Annotated in this window: 13 protein-coding genes; 7 read left to right on the top strand and 6 right to left on the bottom strand. The window is 75.3% G+C overall.

Translation table 11 applies throughout. The features are described from left to right. Positions 1-84: 84 nt before the first annotated feature. Positions 85-978, top strand: a complete 894-nt coding sequence (locus FHS22_RS31005) for an o-succinylbenzoate synthase (RefSeq protein ID WP_184947747.1) — start codon at positions 85-87, stop codon at positions 976-978. Beyond that, positions 975-2630 (top strand): 2-succinyl-5-enolpyruvyl-6-hydroxy-3-cyclohexene-1-carboxylic-acid synthase, encoded by a 1656-nt coding sequence (gene menD / locus FHS22_RS31000; RefSeq protein ID WP_184947634.1) that lies wholly within the window; start codon positions 975-977, stop codon positions 2628-2630. Before FHS22_RS31005 ends, menD begins: the two co-directional genes overlap by 4 nt. A 58-nt stretch (positions 2631-2688) precedes the next feature. Here menD and FHS22_RS30995 read toward each other — a convergent pair whose 3' ends face one another. The 4 genes from FHS22_RS30995 to FHS22_RS30980 all read right to left on the bottom strand — a co-directional run bounded on the left by FHS22_RS30995 (position 2689) and on the right by FHS22_RS30980 (position 7305). Continuing rightward, a complete protein-coding gene (locus FHS22_RS30995; RefSeq protein WP_184947632.1) occupies positions 2689-3588 on the bottom strand; it encodes a pentapeptide repeat-containing protein in 900 nt (299 codons plus the stop codon). A 135-nt stretch (positions 3589-3723) separates the two neighbouring features. Continuing rightward, the gene (locus FHS22_RS30990) at positions 3724-4464 is read right to left on the bottom strand and encodes a GntR family transcriptional regulator (RefSeq protein ID WP_184947631.1); all 741 of its coding nucleotides are present in this window, start codon (positions 4462-4464) and stop codon (positions 3724-3726) included. A gap of 85 nt (positions 4465-4549) precedes the next feature. Beyond that, positions 4550-5203 (bottom strand): response regulator, encoded by a 654-nt coding sequence (locus FHS22_RS30985; RefSeq protein WP_184947629.1) that lies wholly within the window; start codon positions 5201-5203, stop codon positions 4550-4552. Then, positions 5203-7305 (bottom strand): sensor histidine kinase, encoded by a 2103-nt coding sequence (locus FHS22_RS30980; protein WP_184947627.1) that lies wholly within the window; start codon positions 7303-7305, stop codon positions 5203-5205. Before FHS22_RS30980 ends, FHS22_RS30985 begins: the two co-directional genes overlap by 1 nt. A gap of 154 nt (positions 7306-7459) precedes the next feature. Between FHS22_RS30980 and FHS22_RS30975 the strand changes: the two genes are divergently transcribed. Continuing rightward, positions 7460-8164 carry a hypothetical protein gene (locus tag FHS22_RS30975; protein WP_184947625.1) on the top strand — a complete coding sequence of 235 codons (705 nt, stop codon included), beginning with the start codon at positions 7460-7462 and terminating at the stop codon, positions 8162-8164. 121 nt (positions 8165-8285) lie between these two features. Here FHS22_RS30975 and FHS22_RS30970 read toward each other — a convergent pair whose 3' ends face one another. Then, positions 8286-9593 carry a phytase gene (locus tag FHS22_RS30970; protein WP_184947623.1) on the bottom strand — a complete coding sequence of 436 codons (1308 nt, stop codon included), beginning with the start codon at positions 9591-9593 and terminating at the stop codon, positions 8286-8288. A gap of 307 nt (positions 9594-9900) precedes the next feature. Between FHS22_RS30970 and FHS22_RS30965 the strand changes: the two genes are divergently transcribed. The 3 genes from FHS22_RS30965 to FHS22_RS30955 all read left to right on the top strand — a co-directional run bounded on the left by FHS22_RS30965 (position 9901) and on the right by FHS22_RS30955 (position 12811). Then, on the top strand, positions 9901-10893 hold the full coding sequence (locus FHS22_RS30965; RefSeq protein ID WP_184947621.1) for a sugar ABC transporter substrate-binding protein: 993 nt from the start codon (positions 9901-9903) through the stop codon (positions 10891-10893). After that, positions 10890-11921 carry an ABC transporter permease gene (locus FHS22_RS30960; protein WP_184947619.1) on the top strand — a complete coding sequence of 344 codons (1032 nt, stop codon included), beginning with the start codon at positions 10890-10892 and terminating at the stop codon, positions 11919-11921. The genes FHS22_RS30965 and FHS22_RS30960 overlap by 4 nt, the downstream gene beginning before the upstream one ends. A 107-nt stretch (positions 11922-12028) precedes the next feature. After that, on the top strand, positions 12029-12811 hold the full coding sequence (locus FHS22_RS30955) for an ATP-binding cassette domain-containing protein (RefSeq protein WP_260408467.1): 783 nt from the start codon (positions 12029-12031) through the stop codon (positions 12809-12811). A 12-nt stretch (positions 12812-12823) separates the two neighbouring features. Here the strand turns inward: FHS22_RS30955 and FHS22_RS30950 are convergent, their stop codons facing one another. After that, positions 12824-13555, bottom strand: a complete 732-nt coding sequence (locus FHS22_RS30950) for a PIG-L deacetylase family protein (RefSeq protein ID WP_184947743.1) — start codon at positions 13553-13555, stop codon at positions 12824-12826. A 247-nt stretch (positions 13556-13802) separates the two neighbouring features. On the opposite strand from FHS22_RS30950, the gene FHS22_RS30945 reads away from it, so the two are divergent. Beyond that, complete coding sequence (locus tag FHS22_RS30945; protein WP_338048032.1) at positions 13803-14438, top strand: YigZ family protein; 636 nt, start codon at positions 13803-13805, stop codon at positions 14436-14438. The last annotated feature ends 9 nt before the right edge of the window (positions 14439-14447 follow it).

The following is a 14447-nucleotide window of genomic DNA, read 5'->3' as shown; positions in this document are numbered from 1 at the left end:
GTGACCGGCGACGTGGACGGTCGCGGCGTGCGGGAGGGGACGGCGGGCCGCGACGGCGGCGCGCTCCGGGTCTTCCGGATTCCGATGCGCACGCGTTTCCGCGGGCAGACCGTCCGTGAGGGCGTGCTGATCCAGGGCCCCGCCGGCTGGGGCGAGTTCTCCCCCTTCCCCGAGTACGGCCCCGCCGAGTGCGCGCGCTGGCGGGCGTGCGCGGAGGAGGCCGCGTTCACCGGCTGGCCCGCGCCGCTGCGCGACCGGATCCCGGTCAACGCCATCGTGCCCGCCGTCGGCCCCGAGCAGGCCCACGCGATGGTGCTCCGGGCGGGCTGCGGTACGGTCAAGGTGAAGGTCGCCGAGAAGGGGCAGCCGTTCGCCGAGGACCTGGCCCGGGTGGGGGCCGTGCGCGACGCGCTCGGCCCCGGGGGCCGGGTCCGGGTGGACGCCAACGGGGCCTGGGACGTCGCGACCGCGGTGGCCCGCATCGCCGAGCTCGACCGCTTCGGCCTGGAGTACGTCGAGCAGCCCTGCGCCACCCTGGAGGAGCTGGCCGCGGTGCGCAGGAGGGTCGGGGTGCCGATCGCCGCCGACGAGTCGATCCGCCGCGCCGAGGACCCGCTGAGGGTCAGGGCGGCCGAGGCCGCCGACATCGCGGTCGTCAAGGTGCAGCCGCTCGGCGGGGTGGCCGCCGCGCTGCGCGTGGTGGAGGCCTGCGGGCTGCCCGCGGTGGTCTCCAGCGCGGTGGAGACCTCCGTCGGCCTGGCCGCGGGGGTGGCGCTCGCCGCCGCCCTGCCCGAGCTGCCCTACGCCTGCGGGCTGGGCACGCTGTCCCTGCTCGAGGGCGACGTGGTGGCCGACCCGCTCGTCCCGGCCGGAGGGATGCTCGAGGTGCGGCGCCCGGCCGTGGCCGAGGCTGCCCTGGAACGCTATGAGACGGAGTCGCCCGCCTGGGCGCGCCGTTTCGAGGAGGCGGTGCGGTGAATCCCGCGACGGCGCTCGCGACCGTGCTGGTCGATGAGCTGGTGCGCTGCGGCCTGACGGACGTGGTCCTCGCCCCCGGCTCGCGCTCGGCCCCCCTCGCCCTGGCCGTGCACGCCGACAGCCGCCTCCGGCTGCACGTGCGGATCGACGAGCGTTCGGCGTCGTTCCTCGCGCTGGGCCTGGCCCGGCGCGGCGCGCGCCCGGTGGCCCTGATCTGCACCTCCGGCACCGCCGCGGCCAACTTCCACCCGGCCGTGCTGGAGGCGCACGAGTCGGGGGTGCCGCTGCTGCTGCTCACCGCCGACCGCCCGCCGGAACTGCGCGACACCGGCGCCAGCCAGACGATGGACCAGGTCAAGCTGTACGGCACCGCGGTCCGCTGGTTCAGCGAGGTCGGCGTCGCCGAGGAGCGGCCCGGCCAGGTCGCCTACTGGCGCTCGCTGGCCTGCCGCGCCTACCAGCGCTCGCTGGGCCCGGCCGACCCCGGCCCCGTCCACCTGAACCTCGCCTTCCGCGAGCCGCTGGTCCCCGACGGCGACGCCTCCTGGTGCGAGCCGCTGGACGGCGGGACGACCGGGCCGTGGACCCGCGCCCGGGTGGCGCCCCCGGCGGTCGCCCTGCACCTGGCGCCCACCCGGCGGGGCGTGCTGGTGGTCGGCGACGGCGCCCCCAACGTGCGCCGGTACGTCGCGGCGGCGGGCATGGCCGGATGGCCGGTCCTGTCGGAGCCCAACGGCGGCGCCCGCTACGGCGACCACGCGATGTCGTCCTACCACTTCCTGCTGGGCACCTCCGAGTTCGCCGACGCGCACCGGCCCGAGGTGGTCGTCACCCTGGGACGCCCCGGCCTGTCCCGGCCGCTGCTGTCCTGGCTCAAGCACGCCGACGAGCACATCGTGGTCGTCGGCGACCTGACCCGCTGGCCCGACCCGACCCGGTCGGCCACCCAGGTGGCGCAGGCCGTGGAGATCCCGATCGCGGCGGGCGAGGACGGCTGGCTGCACTCCTGGCGCCGCGCCGACGCCGCGGCCGGGCAGGCGGTCGACGCGGTGCTGGACGCCTCGGGGCTCAGCGAGCCCAGGCTCGCCCGCGACCTGGCCGGCGCGCTGCCCAACGGGTCGCTGCTGATCTCCGGCTCCTCGATGCCCATCCGCGACCTGGACCAGGCCATGCGGCCCCGGCGGGGCCTGCGGATCATGGCCAACCGGGGCGTCGCCGGGATCGACGGGACGGTCTCGACCGCGATGGGCGCGGCGCTGGCCCACAACGGCCCGGCGTTCGCGCTGATGGGCGACCTGACGTTCCTGCACGACCAGAACGGGCTGATCCTCGGCCCCCGCGAGCCCCGTCCCGACCTGTGCCTGGTCGTGGTGAACAACGACGGCGGCGGGATCTTCTCGCTGCTGCCCCAGGCCGCGCTCCGCGACCCGTTCGAGCGGGTCTTCGGCACCGCGCACGGGGTGGACCTGGCCTACGTGGCCGCGGCCACCGGCACGCCGTACGCCTCCGTGAGCGAGCCCGAGCACCTGGACAAGGCCCTGCGCGGGGAGGGGGTGCGGATCGTGGAGGTCCGCACCGACCGCGTGGCCAACGCGGAGCTGCACGCGACCATGCGCGAGGCGGCGCAGGCCGCGATCCTCGCCGCCCTGTGAACCCGCGGCTCCCCCCGGAGGGGAGTCGGGCGGGCCGTCGCCTGAGCCGGGCGGGACGTCACCTGCGCCTTCGGGCACGGGCTCGCGCCGGAGGGGAACCGGCCGGCGCGCCCGGGGACGTCCAGTGGGCCGGGCGGGTGAGCGACGGCGGCAGCTCCGTGGCGGCGTCGCCTCCGGCCGCGTCGAGCTGGGACCGGGTGAGGAAGAGGCTCTCGGCGAGGCGGGCGCCGCGCAGGTCGGCGCCGCGCAGGTCGGCCCCGGTGAGATCGGCCAGTCGCAGGTCGGCGCCGCGCAGGTCGGCGCCGATGAGGTAGGCGCCGCGCAGGCAGGCGCCGCGCAGGTCGGCGCCTTTGAGCTTGGCCCCGATGAGGTCGGCGCCCCTGAGCTCCGTCTTCTTGCGCCGGACGGGGGCCCGCACGAGCTCGCTCGCGCGCAGCAGCAGGGCGTTGACCTGCTGCCGGTGCGCGGACACGTCCACCTCCGCGAGGGTCCCGGGGTCGCCGCCGGTGAGCCGTTCGAGCTCTGTGCGGGCGCGGGCGAGCTCCGCGTGGAGCGGGCCGGCCGCCGGCATCGCCAGTGCCTCGGTGAGGTACCAGAGCAGCTCGTGGAGGTTCCGCATGATCGGGAACACCTCGAACATCCGCTTCGCGGTCTGCGGGGCCTGCCGCCAGTCCCGTCCGCCGAAGGTGACCTGGGAGACCTGCTGCCCCGCGCCGAAGCAGTCGTAGACGGTGCAGCCCGTGAAGCCTCGCTGCCGCAGGCGGGTGTGGATGCCGCACCGGAAGTCGGAGGCCAGATTGGGGCAGGCGCGCCCGGCGGGCTTGTCGATCGCGAAGTCCGCCGAGACCGTGAAGGCCGGCACCACGCAGCACAACCCGAAGCAGCGCTCGCAGTCGGCTCGCAGGCCGGGGCGGCTCTCGTCGGAGAGGGACTGCGTGTGCTCGCGTTCGCCGGACAACCGGGGGGCCTCCTGCCGGATGGGGAACGCCGCCTTCCGGCGTTCGAGGACTGGGATCCCACTGTATTGGGGGAGACGGCCCGGCCGGACCGGTCGCGGCGGGTGGCGGAACCCGGTACGCCCGCCCGCGCCGGGTCAGCGTTCGACGAGGGTGACCTCGAGGGAGTAGTGCGAGGCGCGGTAGACGTGGGATCCGTGCTCCACGGCACGGCCCTGGTCGTCGTAGGTGGTGCGGACCATGGTGAGCAGGGGCGCGCCGCGCCGCTCGCCCAGCAGCCGGGCCTCGGCCGCGCTCGCGGCCCGGGCGCCCATCCGCTGGTTCGCCACCCGCATCCGCACGCCGGCCGAGCGGAGCAGCTCGTACAGGCCGCGCGCGGCGAGGTTCTCGGCGGTCAGTGCGGCCAGGCCCGTGGGCAGCCAGTTGTGCAGCAGCGCCAGCGGCTCCCCTGCGGCGTAGCGCAGCCGTTCCACGCGCAGGACCTCGGTGCCCGGGGCGACGCCGAGGAGCGCGGCGACCGGCTCCTCCGCGGGGACGGGCCCCAGCGCGAGCACGCGCGTGGCGGGGTCCTGCCCGGCGCGGCGCAGGTCGTCGTAGAGACTGGTGAGCTCCACCGAGCGCTTGACCTGGCCGTGCACGACCTGGGTGCCGACGCCGCGCTTGCGGACCAGCAGGCCCTTGTCGACGAGGTACTGGATCGCCTGGCGGACGGTCGGCCGGGACAGGCCGAGCCGGTCGGCGAGCAGGATCTCGTTGTCCAGCCGGGAACCGGGGGGCAGGTCGCCGCGCCGGATCGCCTCGGAGATCTGCTCGGCCACCTGGAAGTACAGCGGCACCGGACTGGACCGGTCCAGATCGATGGCGAGCTCGGCGGTCATCGGCCCCTCCCGGCGGGTACGCTCTGTGACCACGTTAGCGGACATCAGGATGTCCTGACAAATGCCGGACATCTTCGGGCGCGGGTCACCCGGCGGGAGGCCGCCGGGCCCCGAGCCCGGCATCGCGGGCGCGGGCGACGGCGGCGGCGCGGTCGCCCACGCCGAGCTTGGCGAAGATGTTCGACACGTGGTTGCGCACGGTCTTCTCACTGAGGAACAGCCGCCCGGCGATCGCGTGGTTGGTCAGGCCGGTCGCGACCAGCGAGAGCACCTCCGCCTCCCGGTCGGTCAGCTCGGGCAGCGGGCGGGCCCCGGCGCGGGAGTCCGACAGCGCCGCCAGCACCCGGTCTCCCGCGCCGCCGCCGAAGACGACCTGTCCGGCGGCGACCGCGGCCAGGGAGCGGGCGATCTCGGCCGGGGTGGCCTCCTTCAGCAGGTAGCCGCGGGCTCCGGCCCGGACGGCCTCCAGGATCGTGGCGTCGTCCGAGAGCATCGTCAGGGCCAGCACCGCCACGCCGGGATGGCGTGCCCGGATGATCCGGGTCGCCTCGATCCCGCTGATCCCCGGCAGGTGCAGGTCCATCAGGACCACATCCGGAAGCGCGGCCTCCACCAGGGCGACCGCCTCCTCGCCGGTGGCGGCGTGCCCGGCGACCTCCACGCCGTCGAGGTCGCCGAGCAGCCCGATGAGCCCCTCGGCGAACATCGGGTGGTCCTCGACCACGACGACCCTGGTCATCACGCCTCCTCCAGCGGGGGCCGCGCCCCGTGCGCGGCCGGCGGCCGGGCCGTATCCCCGGGGGACGACGGTACCGGCAGGCCGGGCGTCCGTACGGCCCGGCCGGGCGCCGCCTCCTGGAGCGGGAGCCGTACCAGGACGCCGGTCCCGCCGCCCGGCGCGGGCCGGATCTCGAAGGAGCCGCCCAGCTCGGCCGCGCGGCGGCGCATCGAACCCAGGCCGACCCCGGCGCGCGGCCGCTCGGGCACGCCCGCGCCGTCGTCGTCGACCCGGATCTCCAGCTCCCGGCCCGCGCGCAGCCGGATCGCGCAGCGGGACGCCCCGGCGTGCCGCGCCGCGTTGGAGAGGGCCTCCGCGGCGATCCGGTACGCGGCCAGTTCGACCGCGGCCGGGATCGGGGGCAGGCCGCCGCCCGCGTCCACCTCGACGGCCAGGCTCCCGGCGAAGCCGCGCCCCAGTTCCGCCAGCGCGCCCGCCAGGCCGAGACCGTCCAGGGGCGGCGGGCGCAGATCGTCGACGATGGCGCGGACGTCCGCCACCGTCGAGCGGATCCGGGCGGCCAGATCGTCCAGGAGCCGCTCGGCCTCGGGCGAGCGCCCGGCGACCAGCCTGCGGCCCCGGTCGGCCTGGAAGGCGAGGGCCGCGAGCGTAGGGCCGACGCCGTCGTGCAGTTCGCGCAGGAGCCGGCTGCGCTCCTCCTCGCGGGCGGCGAGCAGGCGCTGGTGGGAGCGGGCGAGGTCGGCGCCGAGGCGGTGCGCGCGGACCGTCACCGCGACGTGCGGGGCCAGCTCGGCCAGGACCGCCCGGTCCCGGCTCCGGAGCGGTTCGCCCACGACGAGGGCGCCGATCTCCCGGCCGCGGTGGCGGAGGGGGACGCGCTCGGCGGGACCGCCCGGTCCGCCCCACTCCGCGACGACGGCGCCGTCCTCCTCGACCGCCACGTGGCGGACGCGCAGCGTACGGCCGACGGACTCGGCGACCTGGCCGAGGAGCTCGCCGGGGTCGCCCGTCCCGGAGAGCCGGGCGCCCAGGCGGCGCAGCGCGGCCACCGGATCGTCGCGGTCGCCGAAGACCAGCTGGTTGGCGCGGGCGTGGATCCGCGTGTACGCCGGCTGGACGAGGGCCGCCGCGACGGCCACGCCCGCCGGGGACAGGCCGTCCCCGGCGTCGAGGTACCGGCCCAGCGCCAGCACGCAGCCCGCGTAGGCGGCCAGCAGGGTCGCGGTGAGGGCGGAGAGGGTCAGCGTGCGCGCGAGCAGCAGGTCGACGTCCCAGAGCCGGTGGCGGGCCACCGCGACGGCGATCGCCGCGGGCAGGGGGACCGGCGCCAGCGTGAGCAGGAGCGGCCCGCCGGGCGGGGACGTCAGCGCCGTCCCCAGCAGGGCGACGGTGACGATCCCGGCCGCCAGCACCCACTGCACCTGCCTGCGCACCGCGCCCGAGGCGGTGCGGTGCCGGTGGACCAGGGACGCGACGGCGGCGGCCGTCGCGCAGCCGCCGAGCACCAGCCCCGCCGCCTGCAGGGGAGGGGCCAGCCACGGCAGGACCGGTACCACCCCGGTATGACCGGGCGGGAACATCCCCGCCACGTCGACCTCGGCCACCGGCAGCAGCGCCCAGCCGAGCGTGGCCGACGCGACGGCGGCGGCGGCGAGCGCCGCGGCCGGCCGCCACCGCCGCGAGGGCAGGGCGCCGTCCGGGAACAGCAGCAGGAACAGCGTCGGCACGGTCAGGTACGCGGGTGCCCACAGCCAGTTCGACAACCACATCAGCGGGTCGGCCAGGGGCAGGCCGAGGCCGGGGTCGTTGATGCCGAGCAGGCCGTAGGCCCCCATGGCCAGGGAGACCGCCTGGACGGCGCCGACGCCGAGCATCAGGCGGCCGATCAGGCTCCCCGGGCGGTGGGTGACGACCAGGGCGCCCGGCAGGCCGAAGGCGAGCGCCCCCACGGCGCGGAACGCGTCGAACCGCTCGACGAAGCCGGTCACGCCCAGTTCCCGGAGCCGGGGCTCGACGGCCAGGGCGCCCGCGACGAGCACGAGGAGGCCGGTGGCGACGGCGGTGCCCGGCCAGGCGGGCCGGGCGGTTGTCCGGGAGTGCATGAGCGGCATCGTGCCACCTGCCGGTCCCGACGTCATAGGACGAGAAGTCCCGAGATGACCGTGATGCCTGGCTCATGTGGCCCGGCCGTCCCCACCGCGATCGTGGGACGTGCTCGGAACACCTGCCCGGAACACCACTGTGAGGAGAGACGACATGACAGGTGGACATCCCCACCGGGAGACGCTCGCGAGGACCGCCAGGTCCACGGGGACCACGGGGACCGCGGGAAGCACGAGGGGCACGGGGGCCACGAGGGGCACGGGGGGTCCGGGGAGCACGGAGGGCGCGGAGGGCGCGGGGACCGCCGCGGCGGCGGCCGCGAAGGGCCGGCCGTTCGTCGCGGCGGCCCTGGTGAGCGCGGCCTGCTGGTTCGCCCTGGGGATCGAGTCCCTGGTGAGCCCGCCGCCGCAGTCCTACCGCGACGCGCTGGTCCAGGTGCCCTGGGTCCTGTTCGGCGCGGTCCTGGCCGGGGTCCAGCGGGCGCAGTCCCACCGGACGGGGCGGTTCGCGGCCGCCGCGCTGGCCGTCACCCTGGCGGGTACGGCGGCCGCGACCGTCGGGACCGTGGGAGTGCTCCTGGGCCACGGGGCCGTGGCCGTCGTCGCGTTCCCCGTGGGCCCCCTGCTGTTCTCCACCGGCCTGGTGGCCTTCGGCGTCGCCACCGCCCGCGCCCGCGTCCTTCCCGCCTGGGTGGGAGCGCTGATCGCCCTCTCCCAGTTCGCCGTGATGGCCCTCGGCCTGGCCCTGTCGGTGTGGGCGCCGGTCAGCCAGACCGGCAGTTACACCGGCGGCATGTGGCACGGGGTGACGATGCTCTGCGTCGCCCTGGCCCTGCGTGGAAACGCCGCCCGGCGTTAGTGTTCCGCGGTGTTCCCCGGACCGCTGCGGAACGACGCGGCGCCCCGCGGCGGTCGCGATCCGGAGGACCGCCATGGGGCGGTCGCGGTCCGGAGAGCCGCCGCGGGGCGCCGGCGCGAGGTCAGCGGCGGGGGTGCCAGCCGTCGGTGTCGACGGCCAGGTCGTGCAGATCGGCGACCTCGTCCCATCCGACGAACTTGAAGTTCGTGTTCTCCCGGTCGCCGTCGGCGGGGAGGTTGGCGCCGTCGTGGACGACCAGGACGCCCTTGTCGAACTCTCCGCCGAGCGGCACGTTCAGCACCATCGCGCCGTCGCTGTGCTCGACGCCGTCGACGCCTCCGGCGGCGCGGACGCGGAACCGCCCGAGGTGGGCGTTGGAGCCCTCGCGCCGGTAGACCGAGAAGGTGTCGTCACCCTGGCTGGAGGCCAGCAGGTAGCCCTTGCCGCCCGCGCGGTAGTAGATGGTCAGGCCCTCGGCGTCGGCCGTGAGGTGCTCGCCGCCGAGGCCGGGGTCCTCGCCGAAGGTGCACTCCTCGGTCCCGGGGTCGTAGGTGCCCGGCACCCCGTACCCGCGCACCTTGTCCATCAGCACCGGCTCGCCGGTCAGGTCGGCGCGCATCCTCCAGATGCCGACCGTCTCCTGGGCGGCGTAGAGCACGTCCCGCTGGACGTCGACGACCATGCCCTCCACCTGGGGGAGTTCGTCCGGCTCCAGGCAGGGGCTCCAGGTGGCGCCGCCGGGCAGGTCGAAGGAGGAGGGCAGGCTGATCTGGCGGACCTTGTCGTAGCCGATCCTCCCGCCGGGGGCGGTCTTGAGCTTCAGCAGCGCGACGGTGGTCCGGTGCCTCTGGCTGACCAGGACGTAGGTGCCGGTGGAGTCCTTCCAGGCGGCCAGGCCGTAGGCGGTCTCGGCCTTGTTGACCTGCTCCTGGGTGGTGTTGAACACGAACGGCGCCGCGGGGTCGGTGACGTCGGTCAGCGGGGCGCGGCCGGCGCCGGCGCGCGCCGGGTCGACGGCGTAGAAGCGGATCTGGTCGCGGCCCCGGTCGGAGACCACGGCCAGGTCCCTGCCGCCGAAGCCGTAGACGATGTCGCCGTTGTTGAACCGGCCGGGCTCGTCGTCCCTGCCGGGAGCGGCGGGGGCCGGGACGTGCTGGAGCAGCCGCCCCCTGAGGTCGTAGGCGTACAGGCCGCCCTCCTTGGCGGTGGCGACCACGACGCTCCTGCCCGGCCTGGTGGGATGGACCCAGATCGCCGGGTCGTCGCCGTTGGCGCCGCCTCCCGCCTCGTCGTCGAAGAGGGCGGGGGTCTCCACCTCGGGACGTACGGCGGGCACGCCGGAGGCCTGGGCGGTGCGGACCGCGGGCAGGGCGGTGACCGCCAGGCACGCGGCCAGGGCGGCCAGGGAGAGTCGTGACAGGGGACGCATGGCGCCTCCACGGTGAGGGTCGGGCTGATCGGCGCTCGATCATCGTGACACCACGCTAAGGACCGGTTAACGAGTACGGAACGGCGCCGGCGCACGCCGTGACATGACGATGAAGACCGGGGCGCCGCGCCGGGACCCGCCCGGTCCCGCGGAGCCGGTCCGCCCCGGGTGCCCCGGAGCGTGCCCGCGGTCGATCCCGCGGAGCGGCATAAGTCCTAATGTCACGACAAAGCATTGACAGCACGGTGTCCCGCGGTTACAAACCATGCACGGGGGGTTCCAGCGGGACGACGCGGGAGGGCTACCCATGAAGCGGGCGACAGGGCTGGTCATAGCGGCCATGCTGGGATTCTCCGCGCTGAGCGGCTGCTCGTCGGGGCAGGGCGGGCAGGGCCAGGCGGGGCCGTCGAGCGCTCCGGCGGGCACGGCTCCGGCGGCCGGCGGCGGGAACTTCGCGGTCATCACCCACGCGGCCTCCGGCGACGCCTTCTGGGACGTGGTCAAGAACGGCGCCGAGGCCGCCGCGCAGCGGTACGGCGTCACGGTGAGCTACCAGGGCGACGGGGATCCGGCCCGGCAGTCCCAGCTCATCGACCAGGCCGTGAGCCAGAAGGCCGACGGCATCGTGGTCTCCATGGCCAACCCGGACGCGCTGAAGGAGTCGATCGGCAAGGCCGTGACCGCGGGGATCCCGGTGATCACCATCAACTCGGGGGCCGACCGCTCCCGGGAGTTCGGCGCGATCACCCACGTCGGCCAGTCCGAGGACGTGGCCGGGCGGGGCGCGGGGGAGCAGCTCAAGGCCGCGGGCGTGGGCAAGCTGCTCTGCGTGATCCACGAGGCCGGCAACGTCGGCCTGGACCAGCGCTGCAACGGCGCCACCGAGGGGCTGGGCGGCACCGTCGAGCGGCTCCAGGTGGACGTGGGCAACCTCGCCGACGCCACCTCGAAGATCGCGGCCAGGCTCCAGTCCGACACCTCGATCGACGGCGTGCTCGCGCTGAACCCGGCCGTCGCCATCGCCGCCCGCGACGCCGTCGCCGACACCGGCTCGAAGGCCGGGGTCGGCACGTTCGACCTCTCGGGCGACGTGGTGGCCGCCATCCAGGACGGCGAGATCCTGTTCGCCGTGGACCAGCAGCAGTACCTGCAGGGCTGGCTGCCGATCACCTTCCTCACCCTCTACAAGGACAACCTCAACACCGTCGGCGGCGGCCTGCCGGTGAACACCGGCCCCGGGTTCGTGACGAAGGACAACGCCGCGCAGGTCGCCGAACTCGCCGAGAGCGGCACCAGGTGACCGTCGCGGCCGACGAACGGCTCGCCGGGACCGGCCTGGTCCGGCGGCTGCTGATCCGCCCCGAGCTGGGCGCGGTGGTCGGCGCGGTCGTGGTGTTCGCGTTCTTCGCGAGCCGGTCGGAGACGTTCCGCTCGGTCGCCGGGGTGGCCAACTGGCTGGATCCGGCCTCCACCCTCGGCATCATGGCGGTCGCCATCGCGCTGCTGATGATCGGCGGCGAGTTCGACCTGTCGGCCGGGGTTCTCACCGGCACCACCGGCCTGATCACGGTCATCCTCGCCACCCGGTACGGCTTCGCGATCCCGGTGGCGATGCTCGCCGCCCTCGCCGCGGCGCTGCTGGTGGGGTTCCTCAACGGGCTGATCGTGGTCCGCACCGGGCTGCCGAGCTTCATCGTCACCCTCGGCACGTTCCTGATGCTGCAGGGGATCAACCTGGGCGTCACCAAGGCGCTCACCGGGACCGTCCAGGTGGGCGGGCTGCGCCGGGCCGAGGGGTACGAGCAGGCGCGGGCCGCGCTGGCCGGGACGGTCTCGCTCGGCGGAGCCGACTTCCGGGTGGCGATCCTGTGGTGGCTGGGCGTCACCGCGCTGGCCACCTGGGTGCTCATGCGGACCAGGGCGGGAAACTGGATCTTCGCGGTGGGCGGCGACGAGCGGGCCGCCCGCGCGGTCGGCGTGCCCGCCGGGCGCACGAAGATCGCACTGTTCATGACCACCGCCGGGGCCGCCTGGCTGGTCGGCTCGATCCTGGCGCTGCGCTTCACCTCGGTGCAGGCCAACGCGGGACTGGGCCAGGAGTTCGTCTACATCATCGCGGCGGTGATCGGCGGCTGCCTGCTCACCGGCGGGTACGGCTCGGCGGTCGGCGCGTCCATCGGAGCCGTGATCTTCGGCATGGCCGACAAGGGCATCGTCTTCGCCGGCTGGGACGCCGACTGGTTCACGTTCTTCCTGGGCGCGATGCTGCTGCTGGCCACCCTCGCCAACCGCCTGGTCCGCCGCTACGCCGAGGAGGTGCGGCATTGACCGGGACGGACGAGGCGGCGCACGGAGCGGTGGACAAGGCGCCCGCCGGGACGGAGGAGGCGGGGAAGGCCTCGCCCGGGGCGGGAGGGACGGGCTCCGCCGTACCGCTGCTGGAGACCCGCGGCTGCGGCAAGACCTTCGGCGGCGTGATCGCGCTGCGCGACGTCTCGACCCGGGTGCACGCGGGCGAGGTCACCTGCGTGCTCGGCGACAACGGGGCGGGCAAGTCCACGCTCATCAAGATCCTGTCGGGTGTGCACCCGCCCGACTCGGGCGCGTACCTGGTCGACGGGGCTCCCGCCGCCTTCGCCGGCCCCCGCGACGCCCTGGACCGGGGCATCGCCACCGTCTACCAGGACCTGGCGATGATCCCGCTGATGTCGGTCTGGCGGAACTTCTTCCTCGGCTCCGAGCCGACCCGGGGCCGGGGCCCGCTGCGCAGGCTCGACGCGGCCCGCGCCAGGCGGACGGTCCGCGAGGAGCTGCGTTCCATGGGCATCGACATCCGCGACGTCGACCAGCCGGTGGGCACCCTGTCCGGCGGCGAGCGCCAGTCCGTGGCCATCGCCCGCGCGGTGCACTTCGGCGCCCGGGTGCTCATCCTGGACGAGCCGACCTCCGCGCTGGGCGTCAAGCAGGCCGGAGTGGTGCTGCGCTACATCGCCCGGGCCCGCGACCGCGGCCTCGGCGTGGTGTTCATCACGCACAACCCGCACCACGCCTACCCGGTCGGCGACCGCTTCCTGCTGCTCAACCGGGGCGCGAGCATGGGCGAGTACGGCAGGGCGGACGTCACCCGCCAGGAGCTCACCTCCCTGATGGCCGGAGGAGCGGAGCTGGAGCAGCTCACCCACGAGCTGGGCCGCGACGAGCCGCCGGTGACGCCCTGAGGGCGCGGGCGGTCAGCGGGGGAACAGCTCGAAGGCGACGGCCGGGCGGCCGCCGAAGCGGGCGGCGGCCGCGGAGGTGACCTGGTCGACGAAGGCGCGGCAGTAGCCCTCCGGTTCCTCGTCGGTGAGCGCCTCGATGTAGGTGCGGTGCTCCAGCAGGGAGCGGACCGCGCGCTCCACGCCGCCGCTCACCTCGACGGCGTGGGTCGGGCGGGGGGAGCCGCTCACGGCCACCCAGCGCACGCCGTCCCAGGGGGTCAGCCCGCCGGCGGACAGCTCGGGGAAGATCCACCGGTTGCCCGCGTCGCCGGCGGCGTCCAGGACGGCCCGGCCGACCGCCCGGTGGTCGGGGGTGTTCCAGGCGACTCCGCCCCAGGTGTCGTGGTGGTTGATGGTCAGCACCAGCTCGGGCCGGTGCCTCCTGATCGCCGCGGCGAGGTCCCTGCGCAGCGCCGGACCGTACTCGATCACCCCGTCCGGGTGGTCGAGGAACTCCACCGAGGTCACCCCGACCACCTCGGCGCTGGCCCGCTGCTCGCGCTCGCGCACGGCGGCGGCCTTGACCGGGTCCATGGTGGCGATCCCGGCCTCGCCGCGGGTGACCAGCAGGTAGGAGACCTCGCGGCGCTCGTCGGTCCAGCCCGCGATCGCGGCGGCCGTGCCGTACTCCAGGTCGTCGGGATGGGCCACGATCGCCAGGGCCCGCTGCCAGTCGGTGGGCATCGCGTCGAGCTGTTCGGTCATCATGGCCTCCAGAATGAATCTACATTGTAAAGGAAGCGGGCCGGTCCGGACATCACCGGTCCGGACATCACCGGTCCGGCAAGCCAATCACGCCGCCACAACGGAAGCGAGGCTCCGGGCGGGCCGGGGAGGCGGCGTCGCGGTGCTCTCCCGCCGGGACGGACCGGTGCTCCCCACCGGGCGGCTCCCGCCTGGAGGGGAGGCCGCCCGGCTCACGGCCCTTTGGCCCCGCCGGTACCCTGCGAGGGTGGCCGAGCCGTACCTGACGCTGGATGAGCAGATCGAGCACGAGATCGAGATCAAGGGGTCGCGGTTCATCTGCCTGCTGGTCCCGGTCTCCGCGGAGGAGGACGCCCGCGCGGTCGTCGCCGGGCGCAAGGAGCTGCACGCCGACGCCACGCACAACTGCTCGGCCTACGTGATCGGCGGTGACCGGCGGGTCCAGCGCTCCGACGACGACGGCGAGCCCGGGGGCACGGCCGGGGCGCCGATGCTGGAGACGCTGCTGCGCCGGGGGATCGGCGACGTGGTGGCGGTGGTCACGCGCTACTTCGGCGGGGTGAAACTCGGCGCGGGCGGGCTGGTGCGCGCCTACGGCGGCGCGGTCGCCAAGACCCTGGACCTGGCGGTCCCGGTGACGATGGTGCCCGCGAGGGTCATGACGGTGACGGTGGACCACGTCCTGGCCGGGCGGCTGGAGAACAGCCTCCGGGCCTCGCCGTACGAGGTCAGGGGAGTCCGCTACGGCGCGCGGGTGGGGCTGGAGGTGGCGGTGCGCGAGCCGGAGCTGGCGGCCTTCCCCGACTGGGTCGCCACGCTGACGGCCGGCCGCGCGGACGTCGAGCCGGGGGAGGCGGTCCATCTCCGGCAGGAGGGCGGCTGAGGCCGGCTC

This window comes from Thiemannella venezuelensis (assembly GCF_014203605.1).
In the GTDB taxonomy this organism is placed as follows: domain Bacteria; phylum Actinomycetota; class Actinomycetes; order Streptosporangiales; family Streptosporangiaceae; genus Planomonospora_A; species Planomonospora_A venezuelensis.
The sequence above is the reverse complement of the archived record's forward strand: the minus strand, read 5'-3'. Positions and strand labels throughout refer to the sequence as shown.